This is a genomic window from Geminocystis sp. CENA526 (assembly GCF_050753365.1).
Taxonomy (GTDB): domain Bacteria; phylum Cyanobacteriota; class Cyanobacteriia; order Cyanobacteriales; family Cyanobacteriaceae; genus Geminocystis.
Map to the genome: position 1 here is coordinate 14626 of NZ_JBLZFY010000003.1, position 25503 is coordinate 40128.

General features: G+C 32.5%; 28 protein-coding genes. 8 read left to right on the forward strand and 20 right to left on the reverse strand.

The annotated features are described in order from the left end of the window. Positions 1-97 precede the first annotated feature (97 nt). A complete protein-coding gene (locus ACN4EE_RS01580) occupies positions 98-523 on the reverse strand; it encodes a hypothetical protein (RefSeq protein WP_431704643.1) in 426 nt (141 codons plus the stop codon). Between the two features lie 224 nt (positions 524-747). On the opposite strand from ACN4EE_RS01580, the gene ACN4EE_RS01585 reads away from it, so the two are divergent. After that, positions 748-2004, forward strand: coding sequence for a hypothetical protein (locus tag ACN4EE_RS01585; protein ID WP_431704644.1), 1257 nt, complete (start codon positions 748-750; stop codon positions 2002-2004). A gap of 210 nt (positions 2005-2214) precedes the next feature. Here the strand turns inward: ACN4EE_RS01585 and ACN4EE_RS01590 are convergent, their stop codons facing one another. The 7 genes from ACN4EE_RS01590 to ileS form a co-directional block, all read right to left on the reverse strand. Beyond that, a complete protein-coding gene (locus tag ACN4EE_RS01590; protein ID WP_431704645.1) occupies positions 2215-2859 on the reverse strand; it encodes an ABC transporter ATP-binding protein in 645 nt (214 codons plus the stop codon). 246 nt (positions 2860-3105) lie between these two features. Further along, positions 3106-3384 carry a tetratricopeptide repeat protein gene (locus ACN4EE_RS01595; RefSeq protein ID WP_431704646.1) on the reverse strand — a complete coding sequence of 93 codons (279 nt, stop codon included), beginning with the start codon at positions 3382-3384 and terminating at the stop codon, positions 3106-3108. Between the two features lie 26 nt (positions 3385-3410). Continuing rightward, entirely contained in the window at positions 3411-3611 is a 201-nt protein-coding gene (locus tag ACN4EE_RS01600) for a hypothetical protein (protein WP_431704647.1), read from the reverse strand. A 125-nt stretch (positions 3612-3736) separates the two neighbouring features. Then, positions 3737-4009, reverse strand: a complete 273-nt coding sequence (locus ACN4EE_RS01605) for a ParE family toxin-like protein (protein WP_431704648.1) — start codon at positions 4007-4009, stop codon at positions 3737-3739. Next, a complete protein-coding gene (locus ACN4EE_RS01610) occupies positions 3994-4191 on the reverse strand; it encodes a hypothetical protein (protein ID WP_431704649.1) in 198 nt (65 codons plus the stop codon). The genes ACN4EE_RS01605 and ACN4EE_RS01610 overlap by 16 nt, the downstream gene beginning before the upstream one ends. A gap of 286 nt (positions 4192-4477) precedes the next feature. Beyond that, positions 4478-4606 carry a hypothetical protein gene (locus ACN4EE_RS01615; RefSeq protein ID WP_431704650.1) on the reverse strand — a complete coding sequence of 43 codons (129 nt, stop codon included), beginning with the start codon at positions 4604-4606 and terminating at the stop codon, positions 4478-4480. Between the two features lie 68 nt (positions 4607-4674). Beyond that, positions 4675-7572 carry an isoleucine--tRNA ligase gene (ileS, locus tag ACN4EE_RS01620; protein ID WP_431704651.1) on the reverse strand — a complete coding sequence of 966 codons (2898 nt, stop codon included), beginning with the start codon at positions 7570-7572 and terminating at the stop codon, positions 4675-4677. Between the two features lie 156 nt (positions 7573-7728). Between ileS and ACN4EE_RS01625 the strand changes: the two genes are divergently transcribed. Further along, positions 7729-8229, forward strand: coding sequence for an REP-associated tyrosine transposase (locus tag ACN4EE_RS01625; RefSeq protein WP_431704652.1), 501 nt, complete (start codon positions 7729-7731; stop codon positions 8227-8229). 74 nt (positions 8230-8303) lie between these two features. Here ACN4EE_RS01625 and ACN4EE_RS01630 read toward each other — a convergent pair whose 3' ends face one another. Further along, a complete protein-coding gene (locus ACN4EE_RS01630; protein WP_431704653.1) occupies positions 8304-8576 on the reverse strand; it encodes a CopG family antitoxin in 273 nt (90 codons plus the stop codon). 302 nt (positions 8577-8878) lie between these two features. On the opposite strand from ACN4EE_RS01630, the gene ACN4EE_RS01635 reads away from it, so the two are divergent. Both ACN4EE_RS01635 and mtnC read left to right on the forward strand, forming a co-directional pair. Then, positions 8879-9889 carry an ABC transporter permease gene (locus tag ACN4EE_RS01635; RefSeq protein WP_431704654.1) on the forward strand — a complete coding sequence of 337 codons (1011 nt, stop codon included), beginning with the start codon at positions 8879-8881 and terminating at the stop codon, positions 9887-9889. 144 nt (positions 9890-10033) lie between these two features. Then, complete coding sequence (mtnC, locus tag ACN4EE_RS01640) at positions 10034-10729, forward strand: acireductone synthase (protein ID WP_431704655.1); 696 nt, start codon at positions 10034-10036, stop codon at positions 10727-10729. On the opposite strand, the gene ACN4EE_RS01645 is transcribed toward mtnC, so the two are convergent. Together ACN4EE_RS01645 and ACN4EE_RS01650 are read right to left on the reverse strand one after the other, a co-directional pair. Beyond that, entirely contained in the window at positions 10726-11898 is a 1173-nt protein-coding gene (locus ACN4EE_RS01645) for an AAA family ATPase (RefSeq protein WP_431704656.1), read from the reverse strand. The genes mtnC and ACN4EE_RS01645 overlap by 4 nt on opposite strands. A gap of 170 nt (positions 11899-12068) precedes the next feature. Beyond that, positions 12069-12803: a DUF3153 domain-containing protein gene (locus tag ACN4EE_RS01650; RefSeq protein ID WP_431704657.1), complete on the reverse strand. Its 735-nt coding sequence runs from the start codon at positions 12801-12803 to the stop codon at positions 12069-12071. A 218-nt stretch (positions 12804-13021) separates the two neighbouring features. On the opposite strand from ACN4EE_RS01650, the gene ACN4EE_RS01655 reads away from it, so the two are divergent. Beyond that, positions 13022-13465, forward strand: a complete 444-nt coding sequence (locus ACN4EE_RS01655) for an ATP-dependent zinc protease family protein (protein WP_431704658.1) — start codon at positions 13022-13024, stop codon at positions 13463-13465. Positions 13466-13624: 159 nt separating this feature from the next. On the opposite strand, the gene ACN4EE_RS01660 is transcribed toward ACN4EE_RS01655, so the two are convergent. The 9 genes from ACN4EE_RS01660 to ACN4EE_RS01700 all read right to left on the reverse strand — a co-directional run bounded on the left by ACN4EE_RS01660 (position 13625) and on the right by ACN4EE_RS01700 (position 22360). Then, a complete protein-coding gene (locus ACN4EE_RS01660) occupies positions 13625-13792 on the reverse strand; it encodes a hypothetical protein (protein WP_431704659.1) in 168 nt (55 codons plus the stop codon). 102 nt (positions 13793-13894) lie between these two features. After that, positions 13895-15139, reverse strand: coding sequence for a tRNA nucleotidyltransferase/poly(A) polymerase family protein (locus ACN4EE_RS01665; protein WP_431704660.1), 1245 nt, complete (start codon positions 15137-15139; stop codon positions 13895-13897). 288 nt (positions 15140-15427) lie between these two features. Next, positions 15428-16669: an FGGY-family carbohydrate kinase gene (locus ACN4EE_RS01670; RefSeq protein ID WP_431704741.1), complete on the reverse strand. Its 1242-nt coding sequence runs from the start codon at positions 16667-16669 to the stop codon at positions 15428-15430. A 26-nt stretch (positions 16670-16695) separates the two neighbouring features. Next, positions 16696-17718 (reverse strand): patatin-like phospholipase family protein, encoded by a 1023-nt coding sequence (locus ACN4EE_RS01675; RefSeq protein WP_431704661.1) that lies wholly within the window; start codon positions 17716-17718, stop codon positions 16696-16698. A 148-nt stretch (positions 17719-17866) separates the two neighbouring features. Continuing rightward, positions 17867-18910, reverse strand: a complete 1044-nt coding sequence (locus tag ACN4EE_RS01680) for a diguanylate cyclase regulator RdcB family protein (protein ID WP_431704662.1) — start codon at positions 18908-18910, stop codon at positions 17867-17869. Positions 18911-18959: 49 nt separating this feature from the next. Next, positions 18960-19226: a type II toxin-antitoxin system RelE family toxin gene (locus ACN4EE_RS01685; RefSeq protein ID WP_431704663.1), complete on the reverse strand. Its 267-nt coding sequence runs from the start codon at positions 19224-19226 to the stop codon at positions 18960-18962. Further along, the gene (locus ACN4EE_RS01690; protein WP_431704664.1) at positions 19223-19432 is read right to left on the reverse strand and encodes a hypothetical protein; all 210 of its coding nucleotides are present in this window, start codon (positions 19430-19432) and stop codon (positions 19223-19225) included. The genes ACN4EE_RS01685 and ACN4EE_RS01690 overlap by 4 nt, the downstream gene beginning before the upstream one ends. 73 nt (positions 19433-19505) lie before the next feature. Next, entirely contained in the window at positions 19506-19856 is a 351-nt protein-coding gene (locus ACN4EE_RS01695) for a hypothetical protein (protein ID WP_431704665.1), read from the reverse strand. A gap of 110 nt (positions 19857-19966) precedes the next feature. Next, positions 19967-22360 carry a dynamin family protein gene (locus ACN4EE_RS01700; RefSeq protein WP_431704666.1) on the reverse strand — a complete coding sequence of 798 codons (2394 nt, stop codon included), beginning with the start codon at positions 22358-22360 and terminating at the stop codon, positions 19967-19969. 225 nt (positions 22361-22585) lie between these two features. On the opposite strand from ACN4EE_RS01700, the gene ACN4EE_RS01705 reads away from it, so the two are divergent. The 3 genes from ACN4EE_RS01705 to ACN4EE_RS01715 are packed head-to-tail and all read left to right on the forward strand — an operon-like array spanning position 22586 to position 25483. Next, positions 22586-24181 (forward strand): class I SAM-dependent DNA methyltransferase, encoded by a 1596-nt coding sequence (locus ACN4EE_RS01705; RefSeq protein ID WP_431704667.1) that lies wholly within the window; start codon positions 22586-22588, stop codon positions 24179-24181. Between the two features lie 58 nt (positions 24182-24239). Next, the gene (locus ACN4EE_RS01710; protein ID WP_431704668.1) at positions 24240-24698 is read left to right on the forward strand and encodes a DUF6978 family protein; all 459 of its coding nucleotides are present in this window, start codon (positions 24240-24242) and stop codon (positions 24696-24698) included. Then, complete coding sequence (locus tag ACN4EE_RS01715) at positions 24695-25483, forward strand: DUF1828 domain-containing protein (protein WP_431704669.1); 789 nt, start codon at positions 24695-24697, stop codon at positions 25481-25483. The genes ACN4EE_RS01710 and ACN4EE_RS01715 overlap by 4 nt, the downstream gene beginning before the upstream one ends. Positions 25484-25503 lie beyond the last annotated feature (20 nt).

Here is a 25503-nt window from a genome sequence, read left to right on the forward strand (position 1 = left end):
TACTAATATTATTGTCAAGCAAATTTTCTATCTATTTACTTATCAGTCGAACTTTGCTAATTTATGCAAGATTTACGGAAATTAATTTTTTTTGTGGTTAACCGTGAGACACTGAATGAAAAAATACTCGTGAAAAACCGTTAACAAAAAAAGTTACTGTTTCTACGATCGAACCTAACCAATCTCCTACCTCAAAAAACAAGCCTAAAATATAGAGAGAAACCACAGTTAAAATAATTAAAATTCCAAAGACAGAAATAATAATTTCACCCATTGTCGGTGATTCACTTTTTCTAAAAAATATGCCAACCCAATTAACTCTTTTCCATGTTTGTTTACCGACACCAATTCTCTTTCTTTGAGCGAATAATTTTTGTCTCCAGTTTTTCGCTACTTTTATCTCTTCTGTCTCAGTATCTTTGGTTTTTATGTTGTCAGTTTCAATACTGCTATTATCAAGAGTTTTCCGTTGCGATAATGTCGTATCTACGATCGATCTTGCCCTTTCTCGCCACTTACTCATAATTTTTTTTTATTTGAATGTTGATGTTTCTATTTTAATCTCAGATAAGTGAGATTGTCAAGAGGTGAGGAAAAATCTTTTAAATGAGGTTATAATGGGAATATTCAATTTACTCATCGGCAAACAGGTTTCGGAGATTGCTTCGTACCTCGCAATGACACAATATCTTTTTCATTGCTTTCCTGATAAATGAGTAGGTTGAGTATTAACTAAAGAGAAGAAAAATGATACCTGCAAAATTTTTACAAAACATAACCAAGCATTTTGGCATCACCGAAGGAGAATCAGAGGTTTTAAATAGGGCAATTCAAGGAGAATCCCTCGATGACATCGCCAAAGACTTAGGCATTAGTAAGGATGCTTTACAAAAGAGATTAGGGGAGGTTTATAAAAAATTCCAGATATTCGGTTTTGGACCGGGAAAATTAGCTAAATTACAACAAAGATTAGTCGAGGAATATCAAAAATATCGTCAAAACCAGAACGATAAAACTGAGATTTCAACTGAGATTGAAAGTGACACCTTAGATTTATCTCACTTATCTGAGCAACAGATACAATTATTATATGTTTTATTGTTAAATCAACAAGGAATTAATTTAGGGCAAATTCAAGGGGATATTTTTCCTGATATTGGTTTAGGGGAAGTATTAATTATGGTGGGAAAAATGCTTAAAGATGGATTGTTACAAGAGAAGAATGAAACTCAGAACAATAAATTTATTTTAGGTAATAATATTAAAATTGATTTAGAAAAGCACTTAAAATTGAAAAGTAAATTAATCATCGAAAATCCAGATTTTAAGAATTTAACTTTAGGTAACTTATGGCAAAAATTAGGCTTAATTAGTGAGGAAAAAAATTTACCTAGTAATCATATATTGAATAAAGAATTAGGAATTTATTTTAACGACCGAGGTTACGATGCTTATTTATTATGGGAGTTAAATACTGCTCAAAAGTACTTTTTAACAGCCTTAAAATTCGATAACAATTTAGCTAATATTTATTACAATATAGGCTTAGTTTATGAGAAAAGGCAAGAATGGGAATCAGCAATAAATTATTTTCAACAGGGATTTGAGCAAAATAATAATTATCAGGCTCTAGTGAAAATTACTGATATTTTAATTGTGCAAGGTGAAATTAAGACGGTGAAAGAGAAGATTCTGAATGTTTTAAATGAGGTAAATAATGAGGAGATTAAAAGTAAGTTATTAACTAATTTAGGTTATAGTTATTTTTTAGCAGAAGATAACTTAAAAGCTAAGGAATATATCGAAACAAGTTTAATAATTAATCCTAATTTACCCCTGAGTAATTATGTCATGGCGGAAATTTTAGATAAGGAAAATCAACAGGAAGAAGCCTTAAAATATTGGAATAATTGTCTAGTTTTTAAAACAGAAAATGAGGCTCGATCGAGCTTAGATTTATATATAGAGTTTAAAACAAAATTGATTATGAATAAACAAGAATAAACAGTGACATAATATCAAAATTGTAGGGGCAGAAAATTTTTCTGCCCACCTTCACCAAAATATTAATTAAATATCATCAATTTCGATTTTAATTGAAGAGAAAAATGGCTAAAGCCGTTACTACAAACCGATAATTAATTTTTTTTCGTATTGTAGAGGATAGCAATTTTTAGATAAGATTATCGCTTAAATTTTTTTGATACATCTCTATCAGTCATGATTCAGCATTAATTGTTTATCAGTAACACGATCGATCTGATTACTGTCGTGACTTGTCCAGATACAAGCCCTTTGCGGATTTTCCTGTAACCAAAATTCGATCGAATTTTCCACTTGGGCGGTAGTTTTGGCATCCAAAGAGGCAGTACACTCATCTAATAATAGTATCATGGGATCAATTTGTAAAGCACGAATTAAAGCCACTATCTGACTTTCACCCCCCGATAAATTACTGGCAGATTGCCCTAAAAAAGAGAGATTTCGATCGAACAAGTCTAACCATTGAGTTACTTTAGAGGTATCATAACGGCGATTTGTGTGGATGTTTAAACGATAAATATATTTTAAATTATCTTCCACCGTACCCTCAAGCATCACTGAGCGTTGATGTAAGTATATCACCTGAGAACGATATAAAGGTATATCCCAAGAAAGAATATTTTTGTCTCGATAGATAATTTCTCCCTCTAAAGGCGTATCTAAATGTGCGATCGATCTTAATAGGACACTTTTACCTGTACCCGTTGCCCCTACCAATCCTAAACTTTCTCCAGAATGCAAATTAAAAGAAAGATTACGCCATAACCAACGGGAATTTATTTGTTGCCCCAGATTAATAATATTTAAAATGCTCATAAAATATGACTCTTCTACAATAGTTATGATAAATTAGGAGAAAATAAAATGCTATAACTCTTATTAAATAATACTTACATCAAAATAAAAATTAAATTTTTATAAACTATTAATTTTGTAGCAATTTCTCTTGTCAACTGGGGCATTAAAATCTTATCGATAAAATCTTCATAGTCTTTTTTATTCATATTTAGTTTTCCATTAATTTTTTGATAATAAAGGGTGAGAAATTTCCACCCTATGTGTTTAGAAATTACCCGTTAAGGCTTCTTTGCCTATTTCCTCCATTAAGTAAATTGTTTTCAAGTTATTTTTAGCTATTAAATAACCCTGTTTCGCTGATTTTTTATACCATTTAACGGCTTTTTGAGTATTAGGATTAACTCCTAAACCTAAATGATAAATATTTCCTAAAATACATTGTGCTTCTGGATTTCCTTCTTCTGCCAATGGTTTTAATAAAATAAGAGTTTCTTGATAGTTTTTTTCTTCAAAAGCTAGTAAGCCTTTTTCTAAATTTGACATTTTTTATTCTCCTATAATGATATGATCTAAGGACCTGGAAAATTACCATCAAAAGATGGAGGGCAAGGTTTATTTTTATCCCATGCAAAAGTAGCTAAGGCATTATAACCTTTACATTTATAAGCACAAACTTTTAGGGGATTGTTCAGATTAGGAGAGAAAAATTCCCCCATATATTCACATCTTTTACAGATAGAAGAATTATTGTTATTTTGTTCTTTAGTCACTGATTTTTTATGAGTGAATGAAATGGAGAAATTTTAACTACTTATATCCTAAGTTTATTTCTCCATCTTAACTAATAAATTAGAAATTACCAGTTAAGGCTTCTTTACATCGATCGACTAATCTATTATAAATCTGATAAAATCTGTTCATATCGATCGTGATCCCCAATCCAAAACCATAAAATACCATCAGATTCGTCAACACCTAAAGCCCTATAATTATCAGTAACTCTAACAGCCCATAAAGTTCTAATTCTTTTCAACTTTAATGAAGGATGACGAGAATTTTCTTTCAATAATTTATATTTTTGATCTGCTATTTTCTGAATTTTTAGGGGTAATTCATAATAGGATTGCCAAAAGCTAGAACTGGTATAATGACTTATATTTTCTGGCATTTTCCTTCTTTAAATTCCTGTTTAGCTTGTGCAATTAACTTATTTAATCTTCCATTCTCTAAATCTTCCTCTATTTGTTTATCCCATTGATTTTCTCTGTATTCATCTATCCAATGAAATAACTCTTTTTGTTCGATGATAGATAAATGTTCAACTGCTTTTTTGATTTCTGTAATAGTCATATTTTTATTCTTTATATCAAAAAATATCCTGATTATAAAAATTATACTATTAATTAGTGGCAATTGTAACTTAAAATTTAAAAATCAGGATAGATAAAAACAATACGTTAGAAATTAAAACCTATTTTTTTCCTGCAATAATAGCTAAAGGAATTGAAACAATTGCCCAAATAATCAAAATAAAGATTATTCCGAAACCTGCCCCAGCTTGTGCGGCTTCTCCTTGTAAATTATCTATTCCTAAAATTTTATTATCAAATTCTGGAATTATACCCCAAAAAAGAAATCAATTATTTTCTTGTGGTTCACATTTTAATGGATTTTCGATAACAAGAATACACCATTCTTTTTTGAGATAAGGACGTTTTAATAAAACATCATTTTCAAAATATTGTGTAAATTTATATTCTGTCATTTACTTATTTTTATCATGATCAATGGAGAAATTTTAAGTTAGTTTATTTCTCCATTTTAACTAATAAATTAGAAATTACCCGTTAAGGCTTCCTTACATCGATCGCAAATCAAAGGTTCATCGCTAAAAGTACCCACTGTGGTAGAATAGTTCCAGCATCGATCGCACTTATGACCATCAGCATTTAAAACTGCTACCTTTAAAATAGTATCCTCAAGCTGAATATCCCCGATATATTGACTAATACTCAAAGCCGATTCATCCGTTACTAATTCTACCTGTGAGACAAGGAGAAGATAACGCAATTCATCAACTCTGTTACCATCATTTAAAGCATTAGTAGGATTAAAGTTAGTTAGCATTTCCGATAGCTTACCTTCAGTATCATAAATTAATACTTTTGCTTCTAAGGATGAACCGATCGACTTCTGATTACGAGCAGTATCTAAAACCTTATTCACCCCTGTACGAATGTTGCGTAATTGCCCCCATTTTGATAGTAAATCAGGGTTTTCCACCCATTGGGGTTCTAATTTAACCCAACCTGCCTCAAACACCGAATTATAAGGCTTTTCATAGGGAAGATTCTGCCAAATATCCTCTGCCATGTGACATAAAACAGGTGCGATCGATCGGGCTAAATTTTCGAGAATGATTGCCATAACAGTTTGACAACTGCGACGACGAGGGGAATTAGGATCAGAAATATAGAGCCTATCCTTAGCAATATCTAAGTAAAAATTAGAGAGATCAACTACACAGAAATTTTGTACTTTTTGGAAGAATTTAAAGAATTGATAACTCTCAAAGGCTTCCGTAATTTCGCTAAAAACTAAATGGGTTTCGTGGAGAATATACTTATCTAATTCGGGTAAATTATCATAACTAACAGCATCTTTTTTAGGATCAAAATCATGCAAATTACCAATTAAAAAACGAGCGGTATTACGAATTTTACGGTAAACGTCTGCAAGTTGTTTGATGATATTATCACCGATGCGCACATCCCCAGAATAATCCGTAGAAGCAACCCACAAACGCAGTACATCCGCACCATAGGGGGGTTGTTGTTTTTGGTTTTTGCCACCATTGATAATGAGATTCGGATCAACTACATTACCCACCGACTTACTCATCTTCATGCCCTTTTCATCCAACACGAAACCATGAGTTAAGACGGTTTTATAGGGAGCGATGCCATTTACTGCTACACTGGTTAAAAGGCTAGACTGAAACCAGCCTCGATGTTGATCTGAACCTTCCAAATACAAGTCCACAGGGTATTTCAACTCCTCCCGTTGATTGGCAACCGCCGCCCAAGATGAACCAGAATCGAACCACACATCCATAGTATCCATACCTTTACGGTAGGTTTTGCCATTATTGCGATAACTTTCGGGCAACAATTCTTCTACCGACAACTCCCACCAAGCATCAGAGCCTTTTTCCCTGATAATATCTTTAACGTGGTTAATCGTCTCCTCATTCAATAATGGTTCGTTTGTTTCCTCATCGTAAAACACGGGAATTGGTAAACCCCAACTGCGTTGACGAGAAATACACCAGTCACTGCGATCGCCTACCATCGGAGTAATGCGGTTTTCACCCTGCGCAGGAATCCAAGTTACATCTTTAATCGCTTTTAATGCTAAGTCACGGAAACCATCCACAGAAGCGAACCATTGCTCTGTAGCACGGAAAATTGTCGGTTTTTTAGTACGCCAATCGTAGGGGTATTTATGGGCATAGGCTTCTTCTTTCAATAAGCTACTTTTTGCGGTTAAAGCGTCAATAATCGCCTGATTTGCGTCTTTTAAGACGTTTAATCCTTGAAATTCTCCTGCTTCCTCCGTAAAGTTACCTCGATCGTTTACAGGGGATAAAATAGGCAAGTGGTATTTTTGTCCTGTGATATAGTCTTCTTGACCATGACCAGGGGCGGTATGTACTAATCCTGTACCAGATTCCGTAGTGATATAATCACCGCCGATAACTACTGGACTTTCTCGATCGAACAAGGGATGCTTATAGGTGGATAATTCTAAGTCTGCACCTTTGACAACGGTTTTGATAGTTAACTGACAACCTAAAGTATTGCTTAAACTCTCTACCAAGTCTTTAGCAACGATTAGATACCTCACCCCTTCAGAGTTAGAGGAGATCATTTCTACCACTGCATAATCTAAATGCCCATTGACAGCAACGGCGAGATTACCGGGGATTGTCCAAGGGGTTGTCGTCCAGATAGCTACTGCAAGATTAGGCATAAATTCCGCTAAAGATTGAGCCTTTTCCCCTAACTTAGTCAAGGTAAAACTAGCGTAGATACTGCGAGAAGTATGCCCTTCAGGATATTCTAACTCAGCTTCAGCTAAAGCGGTTTGCGAACTTGGACTCCAATGCACGGGTTTTAAGCCACGATAGATATAGCCGTTTAACGCCATTTTGCCAAATACTTCGATTTGGGCGGCTTCATATTCAGGTAATAAAGTTAAATAGGGATTTTCCCAATCTCCCCAGATGCCATAGCGTTTAAACCCTTCAGCTTGTTCTTGTTGGGCTTTCAAGGCAAAATCACGAGCTTTGTGACGAAGGGTAATGGGGGTTAAGGCTTCTCTTTCTTTCTGCTTTAAACTCTGTAATACTTTAAGCTCGATCGGCAGTCCGTGACAATCCCATCCGGGTACATAGCGAACTTTATGACCTTGTAATAGCTTGTATTTATTGATAATATCTTTGAGGACTTTGTTTAATGCGTGTCCCATGTGTAAGCTACCATTGGCGTAGGGTGGTCCATCATGAAGGATAAACAAGTCTTTAGGATTATTTTGACCTAATTTCTCATAAACCTGCTCTTTTGCCCAAAATTCCTGTAATTCTGGCTCTTTTTTGACGGCATTGGCTCTCATGTCAAAGCCTGTTTTTGGTAAATTTACTGTATCTTTATAGCTTTTCTGTTCAGTCACGATCGATCCTTTAAGTTAATATAATATTTTGACATTCTGCTATTGTATTGTGAACTAGGCTAATCTCTCAATCACCGAATCGTAAAACGGGCATCTTGCCCGTGAAAGAAGATGATAGAGACAGCCTAGAAGGCTGTTTTACGGGGGTTATAATTTATGAATTATAGTGATTCTCCTCTCAAAATTACAAGAAGAAAGTTGCCTCATTGGGAGTTAGATGGTTCAATTTATTTCATCACTTTCAATACTTATAAACGTTTAGAATTAAATCCTTCTGCTAGGCAAATTGTTTTAAATTGTTGTTTATTTTTTGATGAAAGTCGTCATCAAAACGATCGAAGATACCATACCTTTGCTATAGTGATTATGCCTGATCATGTTCACTGGTTAATGCAACCTTTTCCTAAGTCTAATGGTGAATATTGGTCTGTTGGTAGTATCCTTCATAGCGTTAAAAGTTATAGTGCTAAACAAATTCCTAAAGTGATGAATCATCAGGGTATAGTATGGCATGAAGAAAGGTACGATCGAATTATGAGAAACGAAGAAGAATTTTTGAATACTTGGCAATATATTCGAGAAAATCCCGTGAAGGAAAATTTAGCTAATACTCCCGAAGAATATCCTTTTTTTTGGCAGGAAATTCATACAGGCTAAGGAAAACAACTATACAGGCTAGAAGCCTGTTTTACGTTAATTCGATCGAAATTTAGTATCAATTTTTTATTTTTTTAATCTTGCGATTCTACTAATCTACCAGTGACAAATTTATGTAAAATACTAGAGATTAATGTTTGATAAGGTATTCCTTCTTCGATCGCCCTTGTTTGAATTGCCTCTAAATCCAGAGAAGATAATCTTAGCGTAATTTTTTTATCTTTTGCTAGAGTAGCTTTTGCGTAACCTCTTATTTGCGCAAGACGTGAAACATCTGCTACTGACTGCCATTCGTTATTTTCAAAAGAGTCTAATAAGTCTTTTTCATCCTTGTCTAATTTACTCATAAATCTTTACCTAAATATTGTTTTGTCGCCTTTCGGGAAGGGATAATTCTTTTCAAAAAAATTTCTGTGTCTGTTTCCACATAAGGAATGAGAAAACAATAATTTTGTATTTTCACAACCATTAACCGTTGATGAGGATACTTTTCTTGATTAGGATGAATATAGTCATCTAACAGATTACCTCGATCGATCCTTGAATTTAATATAAAATTTCTCTTTATGTGATTGTATCGTGAACAGGGTTTATGGTCGAATCTTGAGTTAAAATAATATTTTGTAGGCTATAAACTAAGCAACTAGAAATGAAAAATTATTGGCTTTTGAATGAAAATGTAATTTATGTAATTAAACGTTTATCTCAAGGACTTTTAACCTTATTATTAGCATCCATATTGAGTTTTGCTATCATTCAATTAGCCCCCGGAGATTATTTAGATAATTTACGACAAAATCCCACTATTTCTCAAGAAACTATTGAAGAATTAAAAGTTCGTTTTGGGTTAGATAAATCTCCTTTAGAACAATATATATTGTGGTTTAAACAAGTTGTTACTAAGTTCGATTTTGGAGAAAGTTTTGTTTATTCTCGATCGGTTTCTAGCCTAATTTTAGAGCGTATTCCTGCTACTTTATTATTAGCTTTTTCTTCTTTAATTATCACATGGTCGATCGCACTTCCTTTAGGCATTATTAGCGCAGTTAAACAAAACACTCCTCTCGATCGAATTTTACGAGTTATTAGTTATTTTGGACAAGGATTTCCTAGTTTTATTACCGCATTATTATTATTAGTTTTAGCCCAAAATTTAGCCCCTATTTTTCCAGTAGGAGGCATGACAAGTATTAACCACCATGAACTATCTTTTAGCGGTAAAATAATTGATATTGCTTGGCACATGATTTTACCGACTATTGCCTTAAGTATAACCAGTTTCGCAGGATTACAAAGATTAACAAGAGGGCAACTTTTAGACGTATTAAGACAAGATTATATTCAAACGGCAAGGGCGAAAGGTTTACCCGAAAATAGGGTATTATATGTTCATGCTTTGCGCAATGCTATTAACCCTTTAATTACTTTATTAGGCTTTGAATTTGCTAGTTTATTAAGTGGTTCATTTATTGCAGAATATTTCTTTAATTGGCCCGGTTTAGGTAGGTTAATTTTACAAGCTGTACAATCTCAAGATTTATATTTAGTTATGGCTAGTTTAATGATGGGTGCGACTATGTTAATTATTGGCAATTTATTAGCTGATTTATTATTAAAAATAGTTGATCCTCGCATTCAATTAGACAATTTTGATCAATAATTAACAATTAACAATTAACAATTAACAATTAACAATTAACAATTGAAGCGTTTATTTTAAATTCTATTGTGTCATTGCGAGGCACGAAGCAATCTCAAATTTATTATTTTATATATTATCAAAATAACTAATAATTATTCCATTATGATAAAAGCTATTTTAACAGATATAGAAGGTACAACCAGTTCTATTACTTTTGTTCACGATGTTTTATTTCCTTATGCTTATGATAAAATAGGCGATTTTTTAGAGCAAAATTGGCATCATCAAGAGGTAAAAAATATTGTCTTAGAAGTCGCTAAGTTAGAAAATTTAACTGATTATACTCCTGCACAAATTACGACTATTTTAAGGGATTGGATTAAGCTCGATCGAAAAGTTACTCCATTAAAAGATTTACAAGGTATGATTTGGGAAGAAGGCTATAAAAATGCTGATTATCGATCGCATATTTATCAGGATGCTTACGAAAAATTACTACTTTGGCATGAACAGAATATGCCTATTTATATTTATTCTTCAGGTTCAATTTACGCTCAAAAACTGTTTTTTGGTCATTCAGAATATGGAGATTTGTTATATCTCTTTTCTGGGTTTTTTGATACTAATATTGGACATAAAAAAGAGATTTTATCCTATAAAAATATAGCTAATTCTCTTAATTTAAACCCCGAAGAAATTATCTTTTTATCCGATGTAGAAGCCGAAGTTAATTCTGCTTTTTCAGCAGGAATGTCAACCGTATGGGTAATCAGAGATGAAAATTTATTTCAAGACAAAAAAGATAGTAATTCATCTCATCAAATAGTTAATAATTTTAGCTTAATAAACATTGTTTAAAAATGCAATGATTCGTGTAACTGTTCAGATACTAAAATCACATCATCAATTTTAAAAGTAGTTAAATCGTTAGTTGTGGGATTCGTCATTTTGGCTAAACGATTACATTGATTAGCGAGACATCGATCGAATATATTACGAATAAGTCTAGCATTGCCTAATTCCCCTATTTTAGTATCAAATTCTGATAATAAATCAGTAATTTCTATCTTAATTAAATCATCAATTTTATAACCATGTTGTTCACACATTAATTTAAAAATTTTGCTTAATTCTTCGGGGGTATAATCTTGGAAATTAATATATTTAGAAAACCTTGATTTTAACCCCGGATTTGATTGAATAAATCTTTTCATTTCTTCTTGATAACCTGCCACAATTACCACTAAATCATCTCGATTATCTTCCATTAATTTTAATAAAGTACTAATTGCTTCCTGCCCAAAAACATCTTTTTTATCTTCTGGCACAAGGGAATAAGCCTCATCAATAAACAAGATTCCTCCCAAGGCAGATTCAACTATTTTAGTGGTTTTTGGTGCAGTTTGTCCTACATATTCCGCTACTAAATCTGTCCTATCAACTTCGATAAAATGACCTTGTGAAAGTACATTCATTTTCTTGTATATTTCTCCTAAAATTCGGGCTACAGTAGTTTTGCCTGTACCGGGATTTCCTGTAAAAACTAAATGCCTTGTAATTTGAGGAGTTTTTAAACCCGCTTTGGCTTTTAAGCGAAAAACTTTAGCCATATTTACTAATTCTTGAACGGTATTTTTTACATCACTTAAACCAATCAGAGAATTGAGCTTTTCTAAGTCTTTTTTGATCGAAACTTCCACATCTTTTGATGTTTTACTTTCATTTATTGGACTGGAATTTTCTGTTATATTAGAGTTTTGAACTTGTGTGATGGTTTCTGCTACTTCTAAGGCGAATTTACTATCAATTTCTTGACAAGAAACACCCAAAATTTTCTTAGCTTGTTGTAAAGCAATTTCTCTGGAAGCGACATAGCTATAGTAAAAACAATCTGTTAGGGATGATTTATATTTTTTTTGTAAAAATTCATCCGCTTTTTGTTGATTTTCCCAAGCTACCCATAACCAAGAATTTGTTAATTGACAAACACTAAATACATAAACATTCGGTAAATAATAATAAGACATAATAATAATGAATAATGAATAATGAATAATATTAACCCCTTGAAAAATTTAGTTCAATTTATTGAACGATAAACTATTAGACGTGTAATAAATTACACGGGGAGTTATTAATTAACGACTAAAACTATTTTTAATTCTTAATTCTTAATTCTTAATTCTTAATTCTTAATTTATTGTATTAACGGTAATTTTTTATATTTTAAATAATATCCTAATAAAATAAAAGCTACTATCAAAATTGTACCTAAACCAACATAATTAGGAAGCCAAAAAATTGCTTTAATATCATTTATTTGTCCTGCTTCTAAAGAGATTTCATAACTATTATTAGGTAACTTTTCCCATTTAGGATAATCATTAGTAATTAATTTTGTACCAAAAGGAAAGCTAAATTGTATCTTTAAGTCGATTAAATCCCCTGATGAAATAATTATTGTGCCGTCATTGCCAATCACTCCTAATGGTGTTAAATCTGCATTAAAATTTAAAGTATTTCTCTCTAATAATAGTAAATTTTTCTGCTCGATCGACATATTAGCGTTTAAATTTAATAAGGTATTATAATCACTTTCCCCTAATTTTTTACGAGTTTTGTCTGTATCGGGAGCTACAAAAAATTGATTAAATTTAGTAACTAAATCTTTGCCATTATCAAAAGGAATTATTACTACTAATTCTTCTTTAGAAATGCGTCTGGTTTTTCCATCTAATTTTTTCGCTTGATTCTCAATATTTTTTAATAAAAAATCACCTTCACCTTTACTAAAACTGGTTAATTGTTCCCCTAATTTGATATGTTGAATCATCATGCCACTATTAACATGGGGAAAATAAACATTAACATCATAGCGAACACAACCTGTTAAGGTAATCATTAAACATAGTAACAATAGTATTTTTTTCATTTTATAAAAAGTTACAATAAATCTTTGTTTAAGAAAATTATAATTGAGATTGCTACGTTTCAAAATACAATTAATCTTAATTCAATTCTGAGAAATTACTCAGTTTACATGATAAAATTACATGGGGTTATTTGAAAACCTGAGAAAATGAAATTGATTTTGTGGGAAAAGTTGAACAATAAAATCAAATATTCCCTACATTGAACTTTTAATCAAAAATGACATATAAACAAAAAATAATACCTCTGATTGGTTGGAGGGAATCTTTAGCCTTACCCACTTTGGGTATTGATAAAATTAATGCTAAAATTGACACGGGTGCTCGAACTTCTGCTTTACACGCTTTTCATATTAAAATTCACAAGGAGAACGATCGAGACATGGTAAAATTTCAAGTACATCCTATACAAAGGAATAGTCACATTTCGATCGAATGTATTGCCCCTCTGATAGAATACCGTCACGTTACTAATTCTGGAGGGCATACTCAACTTAGACCCGTTATCCAAAGTACGGTAAAATTAGGGGATTATCAGTGGAATATCGAACTAACCTTAACTAATCGAGATGCTATGGGTTTTCGGATGTTATTAGGGCGCCAAGCGGTTAAAAATCGGTTTTTGGTGGATTGTGGAAAATCTTTTATTTATAGCGTTTATTAAAACTATGAGGTACAGTTTTTTATACAACTTTCCATTGCCTATTGCCCATTCCCTATTCCCGAATACCGATAAGTTTTGTACCTCACCATAACGAAAATTGCTATATTGATTACTTAAAAAAGTACAGGCAAGATGCCTATTTTACGGTAAATAACGGAATTATTTGGAGAAAGTTTTATTTAATTCTTCAATTAATTCGTCTAACTCCTCTAAGGCTTGATTTACGTCTAACCGTAAACTGCCTAAGTTGGGGTTATCTAAAAGATTTTCCAGTAATTTTCTTTTGGTAGAAATTGAATTAATTCGATCGAGAATAGCAGTAGTCATATATTAAAAAAAAGATGTTATATAGTTATATAATGATGGAGGTTTTGGTATCAATACCTTTCATCGTATCACAGCAAAAAAAGGATTATATTGGTATAATTATTAAGTTTTTATTAAATTTTTGTATATCCATTGTAAAGCACTATTTTTGTCGTTAATTTCTCCATGAATATAGGCAATTTGTATATCTGTTAACAGTTTACCAATTAAGGGGCTAGGGGGGATATTAAAAGCCTCCATAATCTCTTTTCCAGACAATAAAGGTTCACTATGAGCCACTATATCATTATCATCCCCATATCGATCGAGCAACATAATGATTAAATTTTCATCTATAGAGTGTGCATAAGCAAAAATAGCTAAGAGAGGAAATATATCTCCCACGCCACGAAAGAAAAAATATTGTTGTGTTAAATCCGAAGCAAAATTATGTTTAAGTAAATGGGGAGTGTATTTAAGAATCGTGGTGACGGTTTTAATATCTTGACGAGAATATTTGAGGTTAATTAACTCTTTTTCCGCATTTTCGGGGTTATTGTCGGTAAAACAAGCTAGTTTCACGTTTTGAAGGTAGCTGGGGGTAATTGACTCAAATTGACAACCTTTTGCTTTTAACCATTGAGAAGCATTATCGATGAGAGGAAGATAATTAATTTTATCTGCCGTGAGATAGGGGTGACGTATAGACAACAAACCATCCTCAAAGGCACTGATTAACCAATAACTACCCCTTTCATGGGCAAACATATAACCCAACTCGGTGTTAACTCTTTCTGGCGCAACTGTCGTTAATTGTGAGGCTAATTCTTGAATGGTGCTACGGGTTTTGTCTTCTATGGTAAAGTTTAATTGACAACCCTGACGATAAGCTCTTAATAATCTTAAGGGATCATCCTCCAAGTTTTTACAACTTATCATTCTCATTATCCCTTCTTTGATGTCTTTTTGTCCTTCAAAGGGATCAATAATTTCATTATCCTTACAACTATAAGCGATCGAATTGATAGTATAGTCTCGTCTAGCTAAATCAGTATAGATGCTATCCCCTTCTTGGTTTGCTAGATCGATCGTACCATGAGGAAAGACTACCCTCGCAATATTTCGATCGAAATCTAGTACCACAAAACCAGCATGATATAAATTAGCAATCTTTTTAGCAAGTTTAATAGCATTGTGAGGTACAACAAAATCTAAATCAATATAGTCTCTTTTTCTGTTTAATAATACATCTCTAACAGCCCCCCCTACCAAATAACAATTATCAGGTAATAAACTTAAAGGGAAAGGCAGATTATCAATAATAAATTGTGATAAAAGGTTGAGATTAAATTCTGAATTGATATTCATTGATGACGATATTTTTTGCTACAGTAGTTATGACAAATTAAGAAAATATAATCTAAGTTTAAGTAAATTAGCATAGATTCTTTGTTAATAGTTATGATTTGTTGAATAAAACGGAGAACTATTAAAATCAAGGCTTGGAGCATCGTTAAATTCATAAAAAAGTGTATATTTTTCACAATTTTTGGTCAAAAACTAAGCACAAAAAAAACATAAAAAATTAATACTATATTATGGTATAATAACTCTAAAATTATTACCTATTACCTATTACTTCTCTTTATCAAAATACTATAAGACAAACCCCGCTAATAGGGCGCTTCCGTAGGCAGATTGAGTATGAGGTGAGACTAAAATATCGACTTTTAAGGCTTTTTGTCGTAAATAACGCCAAGTTTCGTTGTTTGCACCTCCTCCTGCTGTATATACTTTTGTCAATGCACTTGCTCCTAATTCTTGTAATAATTGATAGCCTTTAGCTTCAATATTGGTTATGCCTTCTAATAAACCTTGTAAAAATTCTACAGGATTATCAGGACGAGGAGTAAGTTTTGGCTCAAGATTGGGGTTATTAAGGGGAAATCGATCGCCTTTAGTTAATAAGGGATAATAGTTAAGGTTAGTAGGAATGTCAGGATTAATTTTGCGACTCAATTGTGTCAATTGTGAGGGGGTGAAGAAGTGTTTTAAGACTGCGCCTCCCGTGTTAGATGCGCCCCCTGTTAACCACAAATTCCCTAATTTATGGCTATAGATTCCATAACGAGTGTCATCAATTTTAGTGGTACTTAACAGTTTTAACACTAATGTTGAACCGAGAGAAGTGACGGCTTCCCCTGCTTGGGTTGCACCACTGGCTAAAAATGCGGATATACTGTCCGTAGTTCCTGTTTTGACGATACAATCAGGATTAATTTGATACAATTTGCTGATTTTAGGAGAAATAGGGGCGATTTTCTCGGCAGGTGCTTTAATTTGCGGTAAAATGTCAAAGTACGATCGATCTTTTAACCATGAGGGATAGTCTAGGGTGATGACATCGTAACCCAACTTGAGGGCATTATGATAATCGCTGATGCCTAGTTTTCCGTGAAGAAGAAATGCTAACCAGTCGGCTTGATGAAGAAAATAACAAGCATCACGAAAAAAGGGTTGATGACACCACCAATGGAGTTTCGCTAAACTGGAAGTTGCACTAATTACTAAGTGATTTTCTGGGGCAAATTGTCTAATTTCTGATAGATACTGCTTACCTCGATCGTCATTATACCAGATAGCTTCGTCAAGGGGGTTGCCAGTTCGATCGCACAATACCACTGTACTAGATGTTGCGTCAATTACGATCGATCTTAATTTTTGAGCAATATCAGGAGGAATTTGTGAGAGTAATTCGTGTATTGCTTTTTCCCATAGATGCACGGGAGGATAAGCAGGAAAGGAAGTGTTAACCGAAAGGATAACTTGACGATTTTCGTTAATAATAATCGCCCTTGCACCCGATGTGCCAAAATCGATACCTAAATACATAAATATTTTTTTGTTGATTTTAAGAAAGATATTTACAGAGGTAAATCATTTAATAATTGCTTAGTAGAATTGATCAAATAATTTTCAGAAATTTGTTGTTCAGACTTTATATTTATTGCCTTAATAATATTTTCTAAGGATTTTTTAGCATCTTGATAACCTCGATTTTTTAACATTTTAATTCTTGTAGAACTAAAGTCAAATAAGCTGTTTAAATCTCCTAAAATAACTGTATTAAAACTATTAATTATTTCTTCTGGTCTAATCTCTATAATAGTTTGTTGAGGATAATTCGATCGATCGAACTTTACACCGTTGCTAAGATGAACGATAATAATATGGGTACAACCTCGATCGATTAAAGGTTTAATGGGTATTTCACCATCTAATGAGCCATCGGAATAAAACTTACCATTAACAGATTTTTGAGGGAAAGCCAAAGGTATCGCCGCACTAGCTAATAAAAGGTTATAAATCGTATCAATATCTTGACAATCTTGCAGTTTTAACCATTCACTTTTTACCCCTGTTTTAGCTCTAAATAAGTCAATTAAATTTAAGATTAAATCATAGTCAATACCGGGTATTTTCCATGCAGGAAATACTTTAACCCATAACTCTTTATTGCTATTAAAAATTTTGTCAAAATCGATATTTTCTCTGACTAAATTTTCTAAAGGTTCGGGGTCAAAAATGCTATTATGATTCTTAATAATTCCTAAATTTTCTAATAAATTCATTGTCCATTCTGTAAAATGAGGACTGATGGTTTTTACCCCATAACTTAAGGTTTTAATAACTGCATTATGATTAGGTTTTATTAACTCAATATCTTCTAATTGATTCCAAATTTGTTCTAAATGATTTACCCCTTCTTTTAAGGAAGAATAAGAGCATAAAATTGCACCATGTAAAGCACCAATGCTAGTAGCAGTAATAATTTCTGGTTCAAAATTTATCTCTGCTAAATATTTTAAAACCCCTATTTGATAAGCACCTTTTGCCCCTCCTCCTGTTAAAACTAAGCCTATTTTACTATTGTTTAATGTAGTCATATTTTTATTTTTTTTGTTCTATTAAATGATATTTTGTGATGAAGAAGGGTTGAACAATGTTCAACCCCTACAGAAAAAATTGTAGAAGGTGAAAAATCGTAGGGGCTGAAAAATTTTCAGCCCAACTTCATCAAAAAATTTTATACAATTATAAATAAATTTTTGTCATCATATTTAACGCATCATTGGCGGTTTCTTCTACAATAGTTGTGATAAATTCCCTTGTATCGATCGAATAATTAATATTTGTAATCTGCTGACGACAAAGCTCGATCGAAGTCTGACTAGGATGAGATGGACGGGCATTTTTAGGTAAATTTGCTAACTCTAAAGTTGTGCCTAATGCAAATAATAAAGGTGTGTTATTTAACCTTTTTTTATCTAAAGAATAAACCTCTAAAAGATTAGTAATTAAGGGTTGATCTTCAGGTAAAATTTCTTTAATGGTATAGTCTAATAAGTCCGCTAAACCAAAATAATTTTTAGGTAATTCTCGACAATGAACAATAATTTTATTTACCAATAATTTGCGATAATATTCCTTATCTCCTGTTTCAATTTCGTAGTTAATGACGGCACTATTAAAAATCTGTTTTGCTAGTAAAGGAATTTGAATTGTCCAAGGTAATTTATAGTAAGTTTCTTCTGCCATCCATGCCGTTAAAATATAATCAAAATCATCATTAGCACTAACTTTCCTTTCTAATTTTCTCAATCTATTCTCTATTTCTTGAAATTTATTCTGCAATTTTTGTTCTAATAGTTGAAAGTTTTGAGTTAAATTATTAATAGTTTCTTGTTGAATGTTTAAATGATTTTTTACTCCCCTAATAGCTTGTCTTGCTTCTAATAAAGATTCTTGGGTAATATGTAAGGCAACTTGACTAATTTTTAGGGAATCTGTTAATTCTAATACCCAATTTTTTAGGGTTTCTTGTCCTGTAATTAAGTTTCCATCTAATAATAATTTACGATTTCGATCGCTCCCGTCTAGGTTATCAATTAATTGACCAAAAAAACCTCGATTTTTACGATAATTAACTAAATCTCTGTTAACTTGAATACCATTAATTAAATCTATAATTGCTTTATCAGAAACGATGGGGATTCGCTTTTCTAAGTCTTTTAATTCTTGGGTAGAATTACTAATAGTCAGAAAATTTTTAGGGGTGGTGTTGGCTAAATTATTCAAGATTCTATTACCTCTTGTAAAATTATAATGGATAAATTCGGTATATTTTTTAGGGAAAATATTTATAAATTTCTTTTCGATGTAAAACTCTAATAAATCGCACTAAATCTTTATCAATATATATCCCTATTCGATAATCACTAACTCGGATACGATAATAATTAGCCTCTGTTTTTAAGAATTTTAAATTGTTAATTTGTTGTATAGTTTCCGCTATTTCAATTTCCTCTATGGTAGATTTGATTTTCTTCAATAAAGCAGAGTCTTTAATTTTTTTTAAGTCTTTTTGAAAACTTTTTCTAAACTCTACTTTCATTCTTTCTCCTCCAAAATATTAAAAATAGATTCTCGATCGACTAACTCTGTTTTTTCGCCTTCTTCCATAGCTTTTGACAAGGCAATATCTTCTAAAATTTCCATTATTAAATCAGAAAATTCTTGTTTGTTCTCATACAGAATCTCTAAAATTACTTCTTTTAACGTTTTTTTTAATTGGTTGGTTTCTAGTAATAGATTAGTCATTATTTATTTATATATAATTATTTTTTAATTTAGTTTTATTTTACAGCAAAATTACGAATATTTGAAAGTGTCATCATTCTTTTTCCTCTTTTATTTGTTGATTTATTTCATTCAAGGTTTTAAAAGAATTTCGATGACTACGCATCTTATTAATTGAATTAAGCACCGATGATTGTTGAGTTTCTTTATTTGTAGAAATGTCTCTTTCTCCTTTTAAATATTCATCTACTTCTTGCGCAGTTTTAAAAATTTCTTGTCCGGGTAAATCTTTAATAATATCTTCGATCGAATTTTGTTTTACAGAAGATTTCTGAGGTGAAATTATGAACACATCAACAATATCGCCAATCTCTAAATCAGGGGATTCAATTTCTATTTTGCCACTGGGTAAAACTTGAGTTTTTAAATGTAATGCTGATTGCATAGATTTTTCTCCTAAATAAAGTTTGATTATGTTTTAAAGAAATTAAATATCTTCTATTATAAATAAAAATTTAGGGGATTAATCAATAACTATTTCCCCTAAACAATAACTTAATTTAATCCCCTATCTGTTCTTTCCTTTAGCTTTTTTAATTCTTCTACCTGCTCATCAACTTTTGGAATAATAGATTGTAAACTATCAGTTAACTTTTTTTGTTCTTCTAAAGATAACTTTTGATCTTGTTGTGCCTGTTTAATATCGTCACGATAATTTGTTAAATAAGCATCTAATTTTTCAAAATAGTAATCAATTTTTTGTTTAAAATCTTCATCAAGATACTGAGATATTGATTGATTAATTGAATTAATACTAATATCTAAAGAATCATTAAATTCTGTAATTATATCTTCTAAAGATACAGTATAATAATCAACTTTTTTATCAGGTTTTTTTACTTTTTTAGTATGTTCTTTTGGGACAATCCAAAGCCAATGCCACCAATGTTTTTTAGTATAGCGAACTTCTTCATAGCCTTGATCAATATTACGGACATCTTTTTTTACTTTCACTTGATTAATATTCAAATCATTATTAGATGAAAAAGTAGGAGGTGATAATTCTAAATCCACATCAAAAGTTTTTTTCAATCTTTGTTTCGCTTTCTCAATAATTGGTTTTGCTTCTTTCTCTACAGATTTAGCTAATTCATTCCTTTTCTTTTCAATAATTACTTGTATATCTTGTCGAACCTTATGTAAATGATACTCAGTTCTTTGTTTTCCAAAAGTAATCGCATTATCAATAAATTGTTGTGCTTTTTCTTCGGTTTCAAATTCTAAAATTGTTTGTTTTTTTTCTGAATCAATTTTTTCTTTAATTTGCTTCATAAGCCACGAAAAAATATTTTTCTCCCCTTTTTCTTGCTCATCCACTTGATTATCTTCTTCTTTATTATAAAATATCTCAATTTTTACCAAAGCATCTTTTTTCAAATTATTCAAAATGCGGTTTAATTGTTTTTCTAAATTTTCTTTAATTTTATCGACTTCTTGTAATTTAGTTCGACATAAATCTAAACGTTTTAAATCCGCTTCTAAGGCTTTAATTTCTAATCTTAATGTTTTTTCATCTTGAGCGATCGCACTTCCTCTTAATGTAACTTCATCGCGCACTGAAATCAAATAATTATAGGAAATATTAAGGGATGATTTTATGGTTTTTGGTGCTGCATTTTGCATCAATGCTGAAATAGCATTTTTCAAAAATTTATTAAAAAAAGAGTTTGCTACAGTAGTTTCTCCGACTTTTTTGATATTTTCGAGAGGAATAAAATCGATTATAGATTGCCATGAATCATTTAAAATTGTTTTTGCTAAATCAGGATTTTTGTTTAGAATTTCCTTTACTTGTTCTATGTCAATATTAGGATTTTTTGCTAATTCACGAGAAAATAATTTCCCATAAAAAGCCCTACGAGAAGATATTTCAAAAACCCTATTAGTATTTTCAGTATAGCTCAAACCTAAGTCACTAGAAACAAATTTAATCACATCTTCTTTTGTCATATCTCCTTCACTGCGTTGATCAATTTTATTCACCAAAACATATAAATTTTCTTGTTTTCGCAACTCAATAATAGGTTGAATTTTTCTTTTAACATCTTCAGCCGCTTTATTATTTAATTGAGTAAAATCTAAGACAATAAATACACCTGAGCATTTTTCTAACTGCTTTTCGACTACATTGCTTAATCTTAAATTTTCTCCTGCTTCATTAGGTCCGGGAGTATCGACAATTACTAAATTGCCTAATTGTTGTGACTGGCTATCATTATCAAATACTTCACAAAAACCTGTTTCAATGCGAGGTACTTCTATTAACTTTTCAATGGGATCGAACTGCGGTGCTAAAATACTGGCTAAACGCACTATATCATTTAAGCTCGTTAGATTTTTGCCGATATTTTCTTTTCCTTCTATGTTGTCACTGTCTAAAAAATCAGGTAATTCATCTTCGGTTAAATCATGAATTTCATTAATTAATTCTTGTAAATGGGGATATTGTCCTGTTTTTTCTTCTAGTTTATCTTCCGCTTTTAATTTTTGAATTTCATTTTTTAAACCTTCATAACAATCCTTAAAAATTTCTCGGATAGGTTCACTTAAAATTAAAACAGGTTGCGTTAACTCCTTTTTCAACACAATTTCTGTAGGAATTGTCGTCATGGCGGCGTTACGACTAGGTAATAAATCATCGCCGATAATAGCGTTAATAATAGTCGATTTACCCGCTTTCATGGGGGCAACTACTGCCATTCTTAATTCTAATTTTTCGACATTATTTCTCGCTTCGTTGATTTCCTGTTGATATTGGCTATATTTATTACTTGATTCATCATTGTTTAAGGTTTCTTTTACTTCTCCCATTAGGTTACTAACGTTAGTGAGAAGGTTTAATACGTCTTGCTGTAAAGCGTATATATTCGGTTCAGGTTCAAAACTCATGATAAATTTTCTATCTTGCAATAATTTTGTTTCTACTTAATTATCACTGTGACTTTAAGAATTTATGCAAGTTCGATCGAGCAATTATATTAAGAATTGTTAAGCAAAATTCTATGGTGTCATTGCGAGGCACGAAGCAATCTCAATTAACCTTAATTTTTATAAATGGGTGTGTCTTAAATCTATGAGGACTGATAAAATAGTCTGAGTATAATCATTACATCTATGCCCCAAAAGAAAGCCCAGTCTAATAATACCGACACCTTTGAACAAAAGCTATGGAAAACCGCCGATAAACTCCGTAAAAACATTGATGCGGCGGAATATAAGCATATTGTCTTGGGTTTAATCTTCCTCAAGTACATTTCCGATGCCTTTGAAGAATTACACCAGAAGCTAGTGAAAGGGGAAGGTATTTATGAAGGGGCAGATCCAGAAGATAAAGACGAATATGTAGCTGAGAATGTCTTTTTTGTGCCACCTCAAGCCCGATGGTCTTATATTCAAGGACAGGCTAAACAGCCTACCATTGGTAAGATTGTGGATGATGCTATGGAGTTAATAGAGAGGGAAAATAGTAAAAGGTTGAAGGGTATCTTACCCAAGGTATATGGGCAACAGAAGTTAGATCAAGCGTCTTTGGGGGGTTTAATTGATTTAATCGGTTCAACCACGTTAGGAGACGCTCAGGCACAAGCTCAGGACGTTTTAGGTAGGGTATATGAATATTTCCTCGGAGAGTTTGCCTTAGCGGAAGGGAAAAAAGGCGGACAGTTTTACACTCCTGAAAGTATAGTGCGATTGTTGGTAGAGATGTTAGAGCCTTATTCTGGTAGAGTGTTTGACCCTTGCTGTGGTTCAGGGGGGATGTTTGTCCAAAGTGAAAAATTCATTGAAGCTCATCAGGGGCGCTTAGACGACATTTCCATTTATGGACAGGAAAGCAACGAGACTACTTATAAACTATGTCGGATGAATTTAGCCATTAGGGGTATTGATGGCTCTAACATTAAGTGGAATCCTGAAGGCTCTTTCCTCAATGATGCCCATAAGGATTTAAAGGCGGATTTTGTCATTGCTAACCCTCCTTTTAATGACAGTGATTGGAGTGGGGATTTATTACAAAATGATGGACGGTGGCAATATGGTAAACCCCCCGCAGGAAATGCTAACTTTGCTTGGGTGCAACACTTTCTCTACCATTTAGCCCCTACGGGTTCGGCTGGTTTCGTCCTCTCTAATGGTTCATTATCTTCTAATACCAGTGGTGAGGGTGACATCAGAAAGGCATTAGTGGAAGCTGATTTGGTGGATTGTATTGTCATGTTGCCCACTCAGCTATTTTATAACACAGGGATTCCAGCTTGTTTGTGGTTTATGAGTCGTTCTAAGAATGGCACTAAGAATCGCTCTCGTAAGGGTGAGGTGTTATTTATTGATGCTTCGGAGTTGGGTTATATGGTAAATCGCCGTAATCGGGCTTTTAATGATGAGGATATAGCCAAAATAGCTGATACTTACCATCAATGGAAGAAGTTACCCTCACCCCCAACCCCTCTCCCAGAAGGCGAGGGGAGTTATAGGGATGTTAAGGGTTTCTGTAAGTCGGCAACTTTGGCAGAGATTGAAAAGCATAATTTTGTTTTGACACCAGGGCGTTATGTGGGCATACCTGATGAAGAAGACGATGGTATTGTTTTTGAGGAAAAGATGGAGTTTTTAACTAAGGAGTTGGCAATGCAAATGCGGGAGGGTTTGGCTTTGGATGAGGAGATTAAACTACAATTAGAAAAAGTGGGTTTTCCTTTGGAGGTCAACTAATGACTATAACTGAATTAAAACAGAATATTTAGTAACATTTTAAGAAGATAATGCAAATATGACATTAACTCAACAAGATTTTGAATCCATTATCCAAAATTCTTCTAAATATATTGAAGGTGATATTAAATGGCTACAACATCCTCAGCATGAATTATTGGTTAAATTTAAGACAGAGATTCATTCTGATTTAGACCTTGCTCTTTCTATTCGAGGGACGTATAATTTAATTACTTCAGCTTTGAGTTATCATCTTATTTTTCCGCCCTATGGCAGAATTTATGGTTTGGATTTAGGAAAAGAACATAAAAACCCAGATGGTAAACTCGTCGGAGAAAAACATAAACATCGCTGGACGGAAATTTACAGGGATAAGTTAGCTTATGTAACTGATGATATTACTGCTACTCAAGATAATCCTGTTTTAGTTTGGCAACAATTTTGTCAAGAAGCGATTATTAGACATGAAGGAGTCATGCTAACTCCTCCAGCACTACAAGGAGATTTGTTTTTATGATTACTACACCATGTCAAACCATATCAGATACTTTAGGGGATTTATTTTCTTGTACTACTATGGATAATGGGTTTACTCGTATTCGTACTCCTTATCTATACCCTGATGGAGAAGTCATCGATCTTTATTATAAGGTTACTTCTAATAACTCATTTATTACTGATTTGGGAGAAACAATCCGTTGGCTTTATTCTCAGATGGTTAATGATTTTTTGTCTCCAAAGCAACAACAAGGGATACAAGATATTTTACTGACTCATGATGTTGAGCAATATCGGGGAACTTTCATGATTAGATTGAGAAGTGATGATTCTTTAGCAGATGCTATTACTCGGCTTTCTCAAGTGGCACTCTCGGTTAGTAATTTATGGTTTTTGTCAAAAACGAGGGTTATTTCCTCTCTACAAGATGAGATTGCCGAATTATTGAGGGAATCAAGAATTAAATTTGAGGCTAACGAAAAACTATTAGGTAGATCTGGGCGTTCTTGGCGTGTTAATTTTCATACTTGGCATAGTGACCATAGTTCTTTAGTACAAATTTTAAGTACTGGTAGTAAGGCGGCGGCTAATACAAAAGCAAATAATGTTCTGGCAGGTTGGCATGATTTATCTTCTTTAAAGGTGGGTTCTCAGGCTTTACGCTTTATTTCTCTATTTGATGACACTTTGGATATTTGGAATATGGAAATTATTAGTCAATTAGAAGAATTTTCTGATATTGCTTATTGGTCAGATCCAGAAGGTTTTTTAGAAATGCTCACTAGAAGCGATAACATGGTTTAAATAACGTGGGTTTTCCTGTG

What these genes read in the sequence shown, in the direction of transcription:
- ACN4EE_RS01580 (WP_431704643.1), bottom strand. Translation starts at nt 523, where the DNA reads ATGAGTAAGTGGCGAGAAAGGGCAAGATCGATCGTAGATACGACATTA.
- ACN4EE_RS01585 (WP_431704644.1), top strand. Translation starts at nt 748, where the DNA reads ATGATACCTGCAAAATTTTTACAAAACATAACCAAGCATTTTGGCATC.
- ACN4EE_RS01590 (WP_431704645.1), bottom strand. Translation starts at nt 2,859, where the DNA reads ATGAGCATTTTAAATATTATTAATCTGGGGCAACAAATAAATTCCCGT.
- ACN4EE_RS01595 (WP_431704646.1), bottom strand. Translation starts at nt 3,384, where the DNA reads ATGTCAAATTTAGAAAAAGGCTTACTAGCTTTTGAAGAAAAAAACTAT.
- ACN4EE_RS01605 (WP_431704648.1), bottom strand. Translation starts at nt 4,009, where the DNA reads ATGCCAGAAAATATAAGTCATTATACCAGTTCTAGCTTTTGGCAATCC.
- ACN4EE_RS01610 (WP_431704649.1), bottom strand. Translation starts at nt 4,191, where the DNA reads ATGACTATTACAGAAATCAAAAAAGCAGTTGAACATTTATCTATCATC.
- ACN4EE_RS01615 (WP_431704650.1), bottom strand. Translation starts at nt 4,606, where the DNA reads ATGACAGAATATAAATTTACACAATATTTTGAAAATGATGTTTTATTA.
- ACN4EE_RS01625 (WP_431704652.1), top strand. Translation starts at nt 7,729, where the DNA reads ATGAATTATAGTGATTCTCCTCTCAAAATTACAAGAAGAAAGTTGCCT.
- ACN4EE_RS01630 (WP_431704653.1), bottom strand. Translation starts at nt 8,576, where the DNA reads ATGAGTAAATTAGACAAGGATGAAAAAGACTTATTAGACTCTTTTGAA.
- ACN4EE_RS01635 (WP_431704654.1), top strand. Translation starts at nt 8,879, where the DNA reads ATGAAAAATTATTGGCTTTTGAATGAAAATGTAATTTATGTAATTAAA.
- mtnC (WP_431704655.1), top strand. Translation starts at nt 10,034, where the DNA reads ATGATAAAAGCTATTTTAACAGATATAGAAGGTACAACCAGTTCTATT.
- ACN4EE_RS01645 (WP_431704656.1), bottom strand. Translation starts at nt 11,898, where the DNA reads ATGTCTTATTATTATTTACCGAATGTTTATGTATTTAGTGTTTGTCAA.
- ACN4EE_RS01650 (WP_431704657.1), bottom strand. Translation starts at nt 12,803, where the DNA reads ATGAAAAAAATACTATTGTTACTATGTTTAATGATTACCTTAACAGGT.
- ACN4EE_RS01655 (WP_431704658.1), top strand. Translation starts at nt 13,022, where the DNA reads ATGACATATAAACAAAAAATAATACCTCTGATTGGTTGGAGGGAATCT.
- ACN4EE_RS01660 (WP_431704659.1), bottom strand. Translation starts at nt 13,792, where the DNA reads ATGACTACTGCTATTCTCGATCGAATTAATTCAATTTCTACCAAAAGA.
- ACN4EE_RS01665 (WP_431704660.1), bottom strand. Translation starts at nt 15,139, where the DNA reads ATGAATATCAATTCAGAATTTAATCTCAACCTTTTATCACAATTTATT.
- ACN4EE_RS01675 (WP_431704661.1), bottom strand. Translation starts at nt 17,718, where the DNA reads ATGACTACATTAAACAATAGTAAAATAGGCTTAGTTTTAACAGGAGGA.
- ACN4EE_RS01685 (WP_431704663.1), bottom strand. Translation starts at nt 19,226, where the DNA reads ATGAAAGTAGAGTTTAGAAAAAGTTTTCAAAAAGACTTAAAAAAAATT.
- ACN4EE_RS01690 (WP_431704664.1), bottom strand. Translation starts at nt 19,432, where the DNA reads ATGACTAATCTATTACTAGAAACCAACCAATTAAAAAAAACGTTAAAA.
- ACN4EE_RS01695 (WP_431704665.1), bottom strand. Translation starts at nt 19,856, where the DNA reads ATGCAATCAGCATTACATTTAAAAACTCAAGTTTTACCCAGTGGCAAA.
- ACN4EE_RS01700 (WP_431704666.1), bottom strand. Translation starts at nt 22,360, where the DNA reads ATGAGTTTTGAACCTGAACCGAATATATACGCTTTACAGCAAGACGTA.
- ACN4EE_RS01705 (WP_431704667.1), top strand. Translation starts at nt 22,586, where the DNA reads ATGCCCCAAAAGAAAGCCCAGTCTAATAATACCGACACCTTTGAACAA.
- ACN4EE_RS01710 (WP_431704668.1), top strand. Translation starts at nt 24,240, where the DNA reads ATGACATTAACTCAACAAGATTTTGAATCCATTATCCAAAATTCTTCT.
- ACN4EE_RS01715 (WP_431704669.1), top strand. Translation starts at nt 24,695, where the DNA reads ATGATTACTACACCATGTCAAACCATATCAGATACTTTAGGGGATTTA.